The organism is Streptomyces viridosporus (genome assembly GCF_002078235.1).
Lineage (GTDB): Bacteria > Actinomycetota > Actinomycetes > Streptomycetales > Streptomycetaceae > Streptomyces > Streptomyces viridosporus.
On record NZ_MSGP01000179.1, the window covers coordinates 1 to 13,189 of the forward strand.

The following is a 13,189-nucleotide window of genomic DNA, read 5'->3' on the forward strand; positions in this document are numbered from 1 at the left end:
GTCTTGCGGGCGGCGCCGAGGAGCCCAAGGAGCTCGCCGCCGCCCGCAAGACCGCCGAGAAGCTGGCGGCCGCCCAGGCCGCGGAGGCGACCCCGCCCCCGGCGCCCCCGGCGGGCACCGAGTCGCACGCCGACGAACAGGCCCGCGCCGCCGAGTCCCCCGCGCGCCCGGCGGGCGAATCGCAGCAGCAGACGGACCGGCCACGGCAGGAGGGCGGGGAATGACCCTCGCAGCGACCCTCGCCGGCCTCGCGGCCGGCACCACGGACCTGGCGGCCGATTCCCGGGGCTTCCTCTCCCCGACCGGAGTGGAGATCGCCTTCCTCCTCGTCGGCCTGGTCACCTTCGGCGCCGCCGTCGTCACCGTCACCACGAAACAGCTGGTGCACGCCGCCCTGTGGCTGGTGGTGACCCTCGGGGGCCTCGCCGTCGAATACCTCCTGCTCACAGCCGAGTTCATCGCCTGGGTGCAGGTGCTCATCTACGTCGGTTCCGTGATCGTGCTCCTCCTGTTCGGTCTGATGCTCACCCGGGCCCCCATCGGCCGCTCCCCGGACGCCGACTCCGGCAACCGCTGGGTCGCCCTCGCCGTGGCGGTCGCCGCCGCGGCGGCCCTGGTCTGGGTCGTCGTCGACGCCTTCCGCACCACCTGGATCGACCTGGACGGCGCGCCCGCCGGCTCCACCGACGTGACCGGCGCGAGCCTCTTCCAGCACTGGGTCCTCCCCTTCGAGGCGCTCTCCGTCCTCCTCCTCGCCGCCCTCGTCGGCGCGATCGTCCTGTCCCGCAAGGCGACGGCCGACGCCGCGACCGCAGCAGCGACAGGCACCCCGCCGGCCGGGTCCCCGCCGGCCGTCGCTCCGCCGACCACGGCCCCGGTCACCGATCCGGCCACCGGTCCGGCCTCCGCCCCGGTCACCGGCCCGAGCGCGTCCGGAGCGGCGGACGCCGGGAGCGACACGGAAGGGAGCCGCTGATGCACCTCGCCTATCCCGCCGTGCTGTCCGCCCTCCTGTTCTGCACCGGGCTGTACGGCGTCCTCGCCCGCCGCAACGCGATCCTGGTCCTGATGTCGGTCGAGCTGATGCTCAACGCCGTCAACCTGAATCTGGTCGCCTTCGACGTCTGGCTCAGCCGGGCCGCCGAGGAGACGCTGCACTCCGGCCAGGCCCTGACCCTGTTCACCATCGCCATCGCCGCCGCCGAGATCGGCATCGGCCTGGCGATCGTCCTCGCCGTGTACCGCAACCGCGGCACCTCGGACATCGACAGGCTCCGCGACACCGCCGAGGGCCACGAACCCGACGGCCCGGACGCCCCCGACCACGACGCCTCCGCGCCCAGGGCGGCAGCCGAGAATGCCGAGGCCACCGCGTGACCACCACCACTCTCGCCGTCCTCGTCCCCCTCCTTCCGTTCCTCGGCGCTCTCGCCGGGCTGCTCCTGGGCCGCACGGCCCCCGGCTTCGTCCGCCCGCTCGCCGTCCTGCCGACGCTCGCCTCCCTGGTGCTGGCCGCCGTGGTCGCCGCGCGCCAGGGCGGCGGCCGGGCCGTCGACGCCGCCACCGAGCTCACCCCCACCGGCTCGGTCCCCATCGAACTCGCCCTGTACATCGACGGCTTCGCCGCCCTCACCGCCGTCCTGGTCACCGTCGTCGCCGCCTGCGTGCAGATCTACTCGACGGGCTACCTGCGTGACGACCCGCGCTACCCCTCCTACGCCGCCCTCGTCTCGCTGTTCACCTCCGCGATGCTCCTGGTCGTCTACTCCGGCGACCTGATGGTGCTGCTGGTCGGCTGGGAAGTCATGGGCATCTGCTCCTACTTCCTCGTCGGCCACTACTGGGAGACCCCTCAGGCCCGCGCCGCCTCCCTCAAGGCCTTCCTGGTCACCAAGCTCGGCGACGTCCCCTTCCTCATCGGCCTGTTCGCCCTCGCCACCGAAGCCGGGTCCTTCCGCATCACCCGGATCCTCGACGCCGTCGCGGGCGGCGGCATCGAGCACCCCACGCTGATCGCCCTGCTGCTCCTGGCGGGCGTGGCCGGCAAGTCGGCGCAGTTCCCGCTGCACACCTGGCTCCCCGACGCGATGGCCGGCCCGACGCCCGTCTCCGCGCTGATCCACGCCGCGACGATGGTCGCCGCCGGTGTCTACTTCGTCGCCCGGCTCCTCCCGCTCTTCGAGGCCTCCCGGGCCGCGATGACCGTCCTCGCCGTCATGGCCGCCGTGACCATGGCCGGCTCCGCGCTCGCCGCGCTCGCCCAGGACGACATCAAGCGCGTCCTCGCCTACTCGACGATCAGCCAGCTCGGCTACATGACCGGCGCCCTCGCCGTCGCCGACCGTGGGGCCGCCGTCTTCCACCTCCTGTCCCACGGCGCCTTCAAGGCGCTGCTGTTCCTCGCCGCCGGCGTGATCATCCACGCCGCCGGCACCAACTCGCTGGCCGCCATGTCCCGCATGAGCCACCTGCGCGACCGCGTTCCCGACGCCTACTGGACGATGACCGTGGCGCTGCTCGCGCTCGCCGCGATCCCGCCGTTCAGCGGCTTCTTCTCCAAGGAGGCCGTCCTCGGGGTCGCCGAACACGTCGTCACCGGCCACACCGAGCACGCTCCCGCCGCGGCGGGCTGGATCGTCCTCCTCGCCGGCCTGCTCACGGCCCTGCTCACCGCGGCGTACGCGACGCGCCTGTGGCTGCTGGCCTTCCGCGGCCACGGCCCCGAGGCCCCCGACCACGGCAGGCAGCCGCTGACGATGACCGCGGTGCTGTGGGTGCTCGCCGTCCCGTCCCTGGCCTTCGGCGGATTCGCGTTCCGCGTCCTGCCCGACTGGTTCGACGGCCACGACCTGACCCCGACGCTCACCACCTCCGTGCTCGGCACGGGCGTGGCCCTGGTCGGCGGCATCGTCACCTACGCCACCTGGCGGCACACCACCGCGTACGCCGCGCGCACCCCCCTCGGCGCCGTCGCCGCCCACCCCGAGGGCGGTGCCGGGCGGGTCGAGGCGGAGGCCATCGCCGGCCACGAACCCGCCTACGGAGACATCGCGTACGCGCCCGACCCGTCGGACCCGGGGCGGCTGCTGCTCGGCCCGCTGCACCGTCACGCGGCCGCCGGCTTCCACCTCGACGCCGTGTACACGGCCCTCTTCGTCCGCCCGGTCCGGGCCGGCGCGCGTCTCGTCCGGTTCCTCGACCGCGAGGTCGTCGACACCTACGTACGCGGCGCGGGAACGCTGCCCCGCTGGCTGGGCACCGCCGTCCGACGGGCCCAGACCGGCAATCTGCAGACCTATGTGAGCGTGCTGCTCGCCGGCACCGTCGTCCTCGCGGTCGCCGCCGTCCTCGTCGCCACGGGAGCGTGAGCAGGCGTGATCGATATCAACGAGTCCGTGATGCAGTTCCTTCTGGCGTTCCTCGTCGTCGGCCCGCTCCTCGGCGCCGCCACCGCCCTCCTGCCGGCCCCGCCCGGACTGAAGGGGAAGTCACCCGAGCAGGCCGTGCTCCGGCACGGCGTGACCGTCACCGGCGCGGTCCTCCTCGCGGCGCTCGTCCTCGCGCTCGGCTTCGACCACGACCAGCCGTCGAAGATGCAGGCCACGACCGACATCAGCTGGATCCCCGCACTCGACGTGCGGATCCACCTCGGCACCGACGGCATCTCCCTCCCCCTTCTGGTCCTGACCGCCCTGCTGACCTTCCTCAGCGCGCTCCACTCGTACTTCAAGCCGCCCGCGGGCCCCTCCCCGAAGGCCTTCGTGGCCCTGCTGCTCGTCCTCGAGTCCGGCACCCTCGCGACCTTCGCCGTCCTCGACCTGGTCCTGTTCTTCCTCGCCTTCGAGACGGTCCTCATCCCGATGTACTTCCTCATCGCCCGCTGGGGCGGCGAGGGCCGGGCCGAGGCCGCCTGGAAGTTCATCCTCTACACGCTGCTCGGCTCCGTGGTCATGCTGCTCGGCCTGCTCCTGATCGGTCTCGGGGCGGGCACGTTCGACATGGTGGCACTCGCCACTGACAACGGCCGGTCGCTGACCACGTCCGTGCAGGTCACCGCCGTTCTGGCGATCGGGCTCGGGCTCGCGGTCAAGACCCCGATGTGGCCGCTGCACAGCTGGCTGCCCGACGCCCACACCGCCGCGCCGACCGTCGGCTCGGTGCTGCTGGCCGGCGTCCTGCTGAAGATGGGCACGTACGGGTTCGTCCGCATCCTGCTCCCCGCCGCACCGGACGGGTTCCGCACCTTCGCGCCCTACCTCGCCGCCTTCGCCGTCGTCGGCATCATCTACGGGTCCCTCGCCTGCCTGGCCCTCGCCAAGCGGGGCGCGAAGGGCGACCTCAAGCGCCTCATCGCCTACTCCTCCGTCGGCCACATGGGCTTCGTCCTCCTCGGCGTGGCGACCATGACCCCGACCGGCGTCAACGGCGCCCTGTTCGCCAACATCGCCCACGGCCTCATCACCGGCCTGCTGTTCTTCCTGGTCGGAGCCCTCAAGGACCGCACCGGCAGCACCGACCTCGACACCCTGGCCCAGGAGACGGGCGCCGCCCTGTACGGGAAGGCCCCGCGCCTCGGCGGACTGCTCGCCTTCGGCGCCGTCGCCTCCCTGGGCCTGCCCGGCCTGGCCGGGTTCTGGGGCGAGATGCTCGCGCTGTTCGGCGCCTTCGACCCCGCCGAGGGCCTCAGCCGCCCCGCCTTCCTCACCTTCATGGCGATCGGCGCCTTCGGCACCCTGCTGACCGCCGCCTACCTGCTGATCGTGGTCCGCCGGGTCTGCATGGGCGCCGCCCCGCGGGAAGCCCCGGAACTCACCGACGTACGCGGCCACGAGTTCGCGGCCTGGACCCCGCTCGTCGTCCTCACCGTCGTCGCCGGGCTGTGGCCCAGGACCCTCCTCGGACTCACCGACCCGGCCGTGCAGCAGCTCCTCGCAGGAGGCACCCGATGAGCTCCCTCGTCCAGTCCGTCGACTGGCTGGCCATCGCGCCGCCCACCATCGCGGCGGTCGTCGGAGTGGTCGTCCTCGTCGCCGACCTGTTCGTCGGCGAGACCAGGAAACCCCTGCTGGGCTGGTTCTCGGTGGCCGGACTCGCCGTCGCCGCGCTCATGCTGCTGCCCCTCCTCGGCGCCGACCGCAGCACCTTCTGCCTGGTCGGCGACACCGGCGTGTGCAGCTACACCGCCGACCGCTTCACCCTCGTCATCCAGTTCCTGGTGCTCGGCGGCGCCCTCCTGGCCGCCCTGCTGTCCGTCACCGCCCTGAAGGACGCCGGCAAGCGGCTCCCCGAGGGGGAGTACTGGTTCCTGTTCCTCTCCTCCACGGCCGGCGCCGCCCTCCTGCCCGCCTCCCGCGACCTCGCGACCCTCGTCGTCGCCCTGGAGGTCGCCTCCCTGCCCGCCTTCGCCCTGGTCGGCCTCCGCCGGGGCGACCGCAGGTCCTCCGAAGCGGCCCTGAAGTTCTTCCTGTCCTCGGTCACCGCCACCGCGGTCAGCCTGCTGGGCATCAGCTTCGTCTACGCCGCCACCGGCACCCTCCACCTCACCCGGGTCGCCGAGCGCATCCAGAACGTCGACGGACAGCTCCACACCCTCGCCCAGACCGGGGTCGTCCTCACCCTCGTCGGCTTCGCCTTCAAGACGGCCGCCGTCCCCTTCCACTTCTGGGTGCCCGACACCTACGTGGGCGCCCCCCTGCCGATCGCCGCCTACCTGTCCGTCATCGGCAAGGCGGTCGGCTTCTCCGGCCTGATCCTCGTCACGGTCGTCGCCCTCCCGTCGTACGCCGACGTCTGGGGCCCCGCACTCGCCGTGCTGGCCGCCCTCACCATGACCGTCGGCAACGTCGGCGCCCTCAGGCAGCAGGCCGCGCGCGCGTACAGCGCGGTACGCCTGCTCGCCTGGTCCTCCGTCGGGCAGGCCGGCTACCTCCTCGTCCCGATCGCCGCCGCCGCGTACACCGACGACGCCGACAAGGCGATCGGCTCCACCCTGGCCTACGCGCTCATGTACGCCGCCGTGAACCTGGGCGCCTTCGCCGTGGCCGCCCTCGTGGGCCGCACCCACCGCCTCAACCGCGTCGCCGACTACCGGGGCCTGTACGCCGCCAGTCCGCTCACCGCGCTCCTCCTGGGCTTCTTCCTGCTCTGCCTCGCCGGACTCCCGCCGGGCATCATCGGCCTCTTCGCCAAGGTCACCGTCTTCTCCGCGGCCGTCGACGCCGGACTCGGCTGGCTCGCCGTCGTCATGGCCGTCAACGTCGTCATCGCGCTGGTCTACTACCTCCAGTGGACGGCCCTGCTGTTCCGCGCCCCCGAGGGCGAACCGGTGAAGCACCGTCTCCCCGCCCCCCTCACCGCCGCGATCGCCCTGACCGGCGTCCTGGGCATCGTCCTGTCCGGCGCGCCGCAGCTGGTCCTCCGCTTCACCGACACCGGACTGTTCTGAGCGCCGGGCCGCATCCGCACGTGCGCACGGGGCACCCGGGCCCCCACGCGCGTGCCGCCCGGGGCCGCCGTCACCCGGACGGTTGACACGCGCCACCGCACGCACAAGGGAACTAGCACCTCTCGCCTGGCGTTGACCGGTACGGGAGGGTCCACTGGACGTGACACCACGACGCCAGTGGCAGCGCAGGTCAGAAGGAAGATCAGCAAGCAAGGGTTCCCCTGCCGCACGACTTGGAGGGCGTACCGTGCACCGCCGGCACAACGGGCTCAGGACCGCAATCCTCCTCGGGGGGCTGTCCGCACTCATCATCGTCATCGGCAGCTTCTTCGGCCGCACGGGGCTCGTCATCGCCGTCCTGGTCGCCCTCGGCACCAACGCGTACGCGTACTGGAACAGCGACAAGCTGGCCCTGCGCGCGATGCGTGCCCGCCCGGTGAGCGAATTCGAGGCCCCAGGGCTGTACCGCATGGTCCGGGAGCTCTCCAACCAGGCCCGTCAGCCCATGCCCCGCCTGTACATCTCCCCGACGGAGGCACCCAACGCCTTCGCCACCGGCCGCAACCCGCGCAACGCCGCCGTGTGCTGCACCGAGGGCATCCTGCGTCTGCTGGACGAGCGCGAGCTGCGCGGCGTCATCGGCCACGAGCTCAGCCACGTCTACAACCGCGACATCCTGATCTCCTCGGTCGCCGGCGCCCTCGCCTCCGTGATCATGTTCCTGGTCAACTTCGCCTGGCTGATCCCGATCGGCCGCTCCGACGACGACGACGGCCCCGGCCTCCTCGGCATGCTGATGATCATGATCCTCGGCCCGATCGCCGCGTCCCTCATCCAGCTGGCCATCAGCCGCTCCCGGGAGTACGAGGCGGACGCCTCCGGTGCCCAGCTCACCGGCGACCCGCTCGCCCTCGCGAGCGCCCTGCGCAAGTTGGAACGGGGGACCAAGCAACTCCCGCTGCCCCCCGAGCCCCGCCTCGAAACGGCCAGCCACATGATGATCGCCAACCCCTTTCGGCCCGGACAGGGGTTCTCGAAGATGTTCTCCACACACCCGCCGATGGCGGAACGCATTGCCCGACTCGAGAAGATGGCAGGTCGCCTTCCGTGAAGACCATCCTGAACGTCATATGGCTCGTCCTCAGCGGCTTCTGGCTGTTCCTCGGCTACCTGCTCGCGGGCGTGCTGCTGTGCGTCACGATCATCGGCATCCCCTTCGGCATCGCCGCCTTCCGCATCGGCGTCTACGCCCTGTGGCCCTTCGGGTACACCGCGGTCGAGCGCCGCGACGCGGGTGCCGCCTCCTTCATCGGCAACGTGCTGTGGCTGATCCTCGCGGGCTGGTGGCTGGCGATCGGCCACATCGTCACCGGCCTCGCCCTGTGCGTGACCATCATCGGAATCCCGCTCGGCATCGCGAACTTCAAGCTGATCCCGGTCTCCCTGCTCCCGATGGGCCGCGAGATCGTGCGGACGGACCAGCAGTTCGCAGCGCGCTGGTGAGAACCGGGGGGCGACCCCGTCGAGGACGCGCCGCGCCCCGCACGTTGTCCACAGTCCAGGGGTTGTCCACAGGCCCGCCCGACTGTCAGTGATGGCCCGCATGCTGAATCCATGACCGAACACGAGCAGTTGCTGGCACGGGTGGCGGACAAGGCCCGCACCGTCCGCCCCCGGGGACGGCCGTCCCCGCCCGAGCCCGTCCACGCGACCGCACCGGCCCGCGCCGAAGCCGCCCTGGGTTTCGGGTTGCCGCCGCTGCTCGCCGAGCTCTACCCGCGGACAGCGGACGGCGGCTTCGGCCCCGAGTACGGTCTGCTGCCCCTCCTGGACGGCCCGTCCTCGGGCGAACCCGCCGCCGTGGCCCAGTACCTCGCCCGTCGCGAGAGCGGCCGCGAGGACCCCGACCGGCCGTGGCCCGAGGGCGTCCTCCCGATATCCGGCTGGGGCTGCGGGATGTACGCCTGTGTGGACTGCCGCTCCCCCCCGGCCACCGTCGTCCTCTTCGAACCCGACCCGGGCGACCCGGCCCCCGCGCGGTACGTCGACGCGCCGAGCCTCGAGGACTGGCTGCGCTCCTGGGTCGAGGGCACGGGCTGGTACGAGGAGGGCAACGAGGACGTGGACCTGGTCCCGTGGACCGACGCCCGCGTACGGGTGAAGCCGCCGCGGTCGTCCTGAGCGGAACCGGCCGCCGTCGGGCGGGACGCACCACGACGGCCCCGACCGGTTCCGGTACGGTCCGCCGGCGCGGGACCGGAGAACACGGGCCGCCGGGCACCCGGCACGGCTAGCGGCCGGCCCTCGACCGGCGCACCCCGTAGGCCAGCACGCCCACCGCCAGCACGCCCGCGCCCATCGCCACCGAGAGCCCCGGCAGCGAGAACGCCAGCACCAGGCACCCGGCGAGCCCCAGCGCCGGCACCACCCGCGCCGCCGGCCCCGAACGGAGCGTCCAGGCCGACGCGTTGGCCACCGCGTAATACGTCAGCACCCCGAAGGAGGAGAAGCCGATCGCGCCCCGCACGTCCACCGTGGCGGCCAGCACGGCGACCACCGCGCCCACGACCAGCTCCGCCCGGTGCGGCACCCGGAACCGCGGATGCACGGCGGCCAGAGCGCCCGGAAGATGCCGGTCCCGGGCCATGGCCAGGGTCGTCCGGGAGACCCCCAGGATCAGGGCGAGCAGCGAACCCAGCGCGGCGACGGCCGCACCCACCCGCACCACGGGCGCCAGCCCGGGAACGCCGGCGGCCCGCACCGCATCGGCGAGCGGCGCGGTGGCGTCGCCCAGCCCCTGCGCCCCCAGCACCGAAAGGACAGCCACGACGACAGCCGCGTACACGACCAGTGCGATGCCCAGGGCCAGCGGGATCGCGCGGGGAATGGTGCGCGCCGGATCCCGGACCTCCTCGCCGAGGGTCGCGATCCGGGCGTACCCGGCGAAGGCGAAGAACAGCAGACCGGCTGCCTGAAGCACCCCGCCGGCCCCGTTCGGCACCTCGATGCCCAGGCGCCCGGGATCGGCCTCCCCGGAAGCCAGGGACACGACCACCACGGAAGCGAGGACGGCCAGGACCACGGCCACGATCACCCGCGTCAGCCACGCGGACTTCCGGACACCGCCGTAGTTCACCGCGGTCAGCGCCACGACGGCGGCGACCGCCACGGCGTGCGCCTGTTCCGGCCAGACGTACGCGCCCACGGTGAGGGCCATCGCCGCGCAGGAAGCCGTCTTCCCGACCACGAACGCCCAGCCCGCGAGATACCCCCAGAACTCCCCGAGCCGCTCGCGCCCGTAGACGTACGTGCCGCCCGAGGCCGGATACAGGGCGGCGAGACGGGCCGACGACGTGGCGTTGCAGTAGGCGACCACGGCGGCGACCGCGAGCCCGAGGAGCAGCCCGGAACCGGCTGCCTGCGCGGCGGGCGCCGGCGCGGCGAAGACACCGGCTCCCACCATCGAGCCGAGACCGATGACCACGGCGTCGCCGACACCGAGCGTGCGGCGGAGTTCAGAACCGGAGGGCGTTGCCACGAGCCGCACCTTACTGAGCGGTGAAACCGCCATCCGTGCTCCGGGTGTCCTCCACACCAAGACAGGGCGAACAACAGGGTCCGTCGGCGAAGGACCGGACGACGGACGGCAGCGCGGCGAACGGCCGGGCGACGGGCGGCCGGGGCGGCGAAGCACGGGAAAGTCACAGCACACGGCGCACGAGGCGCCGGAACGGTCCGCCGGGCCGGGACCGGAGCGATATTCACCGCATCGTGGACGGTGCGGGGGCGGTACGAAGGGGCAGGGTCAGAGCATGACGATCATCAGCTGGATCATCCTGGGACTGTTGGCCGGAGCGATCGCGAAGTTCCTGCTGCCGGGCCGCGATCCGGGCGGGCTCATCGGCACGACCCTGATCGGTATCACCGGCGCGTTCATCGGGGGCTGGATATCGGCCCGTTGGCTCGACCATCCGGTCACCAAGGACTTCTACGACGGCACCACCTGGGTCGCCGCGATCGGCGGCTCGCTGGTCCTCCTGATCGCCTACCGCCTCCTGTTCGGCCACTCGCGCGACTGACCGCGCCCCGCGACCGCAGCCGACGGGCGGGAAGGGTGGGCGCCCCGGGGCACCCACCCTTCCCGCCCTTCCCGTCCTTCCCGTGTCCGTGCGGTCCGCGGACGTCACCGGCCCTCGGCCGTGCGGGGCCTACCGGTAGTTCACGAACTGCAGGGCGAAGTCGAAGTCCTTGCCCTTCAGCAGGGCGATGACGGCCTGCAGGTCGTCACGGCTCTTGGAGCTGACCCGCAGCTCCTCGCCCTGCACCTGGGCCTTCACGCCCTTCGGGCCCTCATCCCGGATGATCTTCGCCACCTTCTTCGCGTTCTCCTGGGAGATGCCCTCCTGGATCGACGCGAAGATCTTGTACTCCTTGCCCGAGAGCTGAGGTTCGCCCGCGTCCAGGGCCTTCAGGGAGATACCGCGCTTGATCAGCTTGGACTGGAAGACGTCGAGGACGGCCTTCACCCGGTCCTCGGAGTTCGCCTCCATGAGGATCTTCTCCCCGGACCACGAGATCGAGGCGCCCACGCCCTTGAAGTCGTAGCGCTGCGAAATCTCCTTGGCGGCCTGGTTGAGGGCGTTGTCGACCTCCTGCCGCTCGACCTTCGAGACGATGTCGAAACTGGAGTCGGCCATGTCCTGTGGCTCCTTGTATCGGGGGCACGTATCGGGCTGCGAACCGGATGCGTACCGGCGTACGTGGGGCGGCCACCGAGCCCGGCATCGGTCCCGGGCCGCATCCGGACAAGCCTAGCCACCCCCCGGAGTTCGGGCGGTGATCAATATGGGTGGCGAAGCATCCCTGTCCATCGGGTATTGTTTACGTCGTTGCCAGGGAGCGCAGCCGAGAAGGCGGTTCCGGGCAGCTACCCCGGCGGTGTGCCCGAGCGGCCAAAGGGAGCAGACTGTAAATCTGCCGGCTCAGCCTTCCCAGGTTCGAATCCTGGCGCCGCCACACTGGGGAAAGCCCCCTCCCTCCTGCGGAAACGCAGGGCGGAGGGGGCTTCTTCGTGCGTGCCCTCTCTTCACGGACGCTTGGTGGCCGCTTGGTGGTCGCTTCGTGTCCGCGGGCACGGCCCCGGGGCACACTGGCCCCATGTCGCCCCGTCGCAGATCCTGCCCCGAGTGCCGCCGCGAGATCGCCGTCGTCGCCGGGCGGTACGCGCGCCACGACCCGCCCGGCGCGCGGGGGAGCGGCGAGCTGACCTCGTGCCCGGGGTCGCGCCGGCGGGCCCTGCCGGGTGCGGAGCAGCCCTCGCTGGACGGCTACGCGGTACCGGAGTTCCCGGGGCAGATGCCCCTCTTCTGACGCCGTTGCGGCCGGCCCGCCGGAGTCCCCCTCAGTTGCCCGCCACCGACTTCACCGCCACCGACACCGGCGCGGGCCCGCTGATCAGCTCCAGGGTCAGGCCGGCCGTCGCGGGGGTGTCCACCAGCTCCGCCAGGACGGCGGCCACGTCGTCGCGCGGGATCGGGCCGCGGCCCGTGTGGGCCTCCAGACGGACCAGGCCGGTGCCGGCGTCGTCGGTGAGCCGGCCGGGGCGCAGGATCGTCCAGTCCAACGCGTCCAGGCCGCGGACGTACGCGTCCGCCTCGCCCTTGGCACGCAGGTAGACGTCGAAGACCTCGTCCCCCTCGTGCGCCGGGTCCGCGTCCATGGAGGACACGACCACGAAGCGCCGTACGCCCGCGCGGACCGCCGCGTCGGCGAAGAGGATCGCCGCCGCCTTGTCCACCGTCTCCTTGCGTTCCGCCCCGCTGCCCGGACCCGCTCCCGCGGCGAACACCGCCGCGTCCGCGCCCGCCAGCCGCTCCGCGACCTCCTCCACCGAGGCCGACTCCAGATCGAGCACGATCGGTTCGGCGCCCAGCTGCCGCAGCTCGTCGGCCTGTTCGGGCTTGCGGATGATCCCCGCCACCTCGTCCCCGCGCGCCGCGAGCAGCCGTTCGAGGCGTAGCGCGATCTGACCATGACCACCAGCGATGACAATGCGCATGCCTTCGACCGTACGCCGGGACGGCCGCATCCGCCGCACGACTCCCACGACCCCGGCGGTTCGCCGGACGGCCTTCCCCGGTTCCGCACGCTCCCCGCACATTGGCGCCCTCGCCCCGGCCGACCGGCCGGCGGCCGTCTCAGGGCGCCTCGCTCCGCCCCTGCCGCGGCAACCCCAGCTCCTCCGCCGCCGAACCGCAGTACTCCCGCACCGCACTCGTCCGCGCCACCACACGCCCCCGATGCACCACGACACGGCTGTACGCCAGCGACAGCGCCGTGGAGAGCCGATCGCCGCGCACGGCCAGCAGTTCGGCCGGAAAACCCGCCTCCACGCGCACCTCGGGCAGGCCCAGGGCGGCCCGCGCGGACGCGCTCACCGCGTCGTAGGCGTCCTCGGCGGGCAGCCCGTGGCATGAGGCCAGCAGGTACGCCGCCTCCAGCGGATCGCCGCGGCCCACGGGGTTCGACACGTCCCGCAGGGCGCCGCTCCCGGCGGCCACCCGCACGCCCGCCGAACGCAGCAGCCGCACCGGAGGCGTGCCCCGGCGCTCGGCGTCGCCGCAGCCGCCCTGCGGAAGGCACACCACCGTCACCCCGTTCGCCGCGAGCCGGTCCGCGGTCCGTGCGGCGACCTCGGCGGGAAACCGGGCGAGGCCGCCGCACGGCCCCAGGGCCACTCCCGGC

At 72.7% G+C, this 13,189-nt stretch carries 14 protein-coding genes, 1 tRNA gene and 1 pseudogene; 12 read left to right on the forward strand and 4 right to left on the reverse strand.

Annotation, left to right across the window (positions count from 1 at the left end; genetic code table 11):
* The 9 genes and pseudogenes from B7L92_RS13570 to B7L92_RS13610 form a co-directional block, all read left to right on the forward strand.
* Positions 1 to 224, forward strand: a pseudogene (locus B7L92_RS13570) (NADH-quinone oxidoreductase subunit I); the annotation flags it as partial.
* Positions 221 to 976, forward strand: a complete 756-nt coding sequence (locus B7L92_RS13575; RefSeq protein ID WP_081237661.1) for an NADH-quinone oxidoreductase subunit J family protein — start codon at positions 221 to 223, stop codon at positions 974 to 976. The pseudogene B7L92_RS13570 and the gene B7L92_RS13575, both read left to right, overlap by 4 nt.
* Positions 976 to 1,377: an NADH-quinone oxidoreductase subunit NuoK gene (gene nuoK / locus B7L92_RS13580; protein ID WP_004984589.1), complete on the forward strand. Its 402-nt coding sequence runs from the start codon at positions 976 to 978 to the stop codon at positions 1,375 to 1,377. The genes B7L92_RS13575 and nuoK overlap by 1 nt, the downstream gene beginning before the upstream one ends.
* Positions 1,374 to 3,368, forward strand: a complete 1,995-nt coding sequence (locus B7L92_RS13585) for an NADH-quinone oxidoreductase subunit 5 family protein (protein ID WP_081237662.1) — start codon at positions 1,374 to 1,376, stop codon at positions 3,366 to 3,368. Before nuoK ends, B7L92_RS13585 begins: the two co-directional genes overlap by 4 nt.
* A 6-nt stretch (positions 3,369 to 3,374) precedes the next feature.
* On the forward strand, positions 3,375 to 4,949 hold the full coding sequence (locus B7L92_RS13590; RefSeq protein WP_081237663.1) for a complex I subunit 4 family protein: 1,575 nt from the start codon (positions 3,375 to 3,377) through the stop codon (positions 4,947 to 4,949).
* The gene (locus B7L92_RS13595; RefSeq protein ID WP_081237664.1) at positions 4,946 to 6,445 is read left to right on the forward strand and encodes an NADH-quinone oxidoreductase subunit N; all 1,500 of its coding nucleotides are present in this window, start codon (positions 4,946 to 4,948) and stop codon (positions 6,443 to 6,445) included. Before B7L92_RS13590 ends, B7L92_RS13595 begins: the two co-directional genes overlap by 4 nt.
* A 247-nt stretch (positions 6,446 to 6,692) precedes the next feature.
* On the forward strand, positions 6,693 to 7,556 hold the full coding sequence (gene htpX, locus B7L92_RS13600) for a zinc metalloprotease HtpX (protein ID WP_081237665.1): 864 nt from the start codon (positions 6,693 to 6,695) through the stop codon (positions 7,554 to 7,556).
* Entirely contained in the window at positions 7,553 to 7,948 is a 396-nt protein-coding gene (locus B7L92_RS13605) for a YccF domain-containing protein (protein WP_004984581.1), read from the forward strand. The genes htpX and B7L92_RS13605 overlap by 4 nt, the downstream gene beginning before the upstream one ends.
* Positions 7,949 to 8,059: 111 nt before the next feature.
* Positions 8,060 to 8,626 carry an SMI1/KNR4 family protein gene (locus tag B7L92_RS13610; RefSeq protein ID WP_081237666.1) on the forward strand — a complete coding sequence of 189 codons (567 nt, stop codon included), beginning with the start codon at positions 8,060 to 8,062 and terminating at the stop codon, positions 8,624 to 8,626.
* A gap of 109 nt (positions 8,627 to 8,735) precedes the next feature.
* Here B7L92_RS13610 and B7L92_RS13615 read toward each other — a convergent pair whose 3' ends face one another.
* Complete coding sequence (locus B7L92_RS13615) at positions 8,736 to 10,016, reverse strand: APC family permease (RefSeq protein ID WP_081237667.1); 1,281 nt, start codon at positions 10,014 to 10,016, stop codon at positions 8,736 to 8,738.
* Between the two features lie 241 nt (positions 10,017 to 10,257).
* Here B7L92_RS13615 and B7L92_RS13620 point away from each other — a divergent pair, with 241 nt between their 5' ends.
* A complete protein-coding gene (locus tag B7L92_RS13620; protein WP_081237668.1) occupies positions 10,258 to 10,524 on the forward strand; it encodes a GlsB/YeaQ/YmgE family stress response membrane protein in 267 nt (88 codons plus the stop codon).
* 129 nt (positions 10,525 to 10,653) lie between these two features.
* On the opposite strand, the gene B7L92_RS13625 is transcribed toward B7L92_RS13620, so the two are convergent.
* The gene (locus B7L92_RS13625) at positions 10,654 to 11,142 is read right to left on the reverse strand and encodes a YajQ family cyclic di-GMP-binding protein (RefSeq protein ID WP_016825034.1); all 489 of its coding nucleotides are present in this window, start codon (positions 11,140 to 11,142) and stop codon (positions 10,654 to 10,656) included.
* Positions 11,143 to 11,379: 237 nt separating this feature from the next.
* Between B7L92_RS13625 and B7L92_RS13630 the strand changes: the two genes are divergently transcribed.
* Both B7L92_RS13630 and B7L92_RS13635 read left to right on the forward strand, forming a co-directional pair.
* Positions 11,380 to 11,461: transfer RNA gene (locus B7L92_RS13630), tRNA-Tyr, on the forward strand.
* Between the two features lie 141 nt (positions 11,462 to 11,602).
* Positions 11,603 to 11,815 (forward strand): hypothetical protein, encoded by a 213-nt coding sequence (locus tag B7L92_RS13635; protein ID WP_081237669.1) that lies wholly within the window; start codon positions 11,603 to 11,605, stop codon positions 11,813 to 11,815.
* A gap of 31 nt (positions 11,816 to 11,846) precedes the next feature.
* On the opposite strand, the gene B7L92_RS13640 is transcribed toward B7L92_RS13635, so the two are convergent.
* Both B7L92_RS13640 and B7L92_RS13645 read right to left on the reverse strand, forming a co-directional pair.
* Positions 11,847 to 12,503 carry an NAD(P)H-binding protein gene (locus B7L92_RS13640; RefSeq protein ID WP_081237670.1) on the reverse strand — a complete coding sequence of 219 codons (657 nt, stop codon included), beginning with the start codon at positions 12,501 to 12,503 and terminating at the stop codon, positions 11,847 to 11,849.
* Positions 12,504 to 12,642: 139 nt separating this feature from the next.
* Positions 12,643 to 13,189: amidohydrolase family protein (locus B7L92_RS13645; RefSeq protein WP_368656248.1), on the reverse strand; the 547-nt coding region annotated here is incomplete at its 5' end.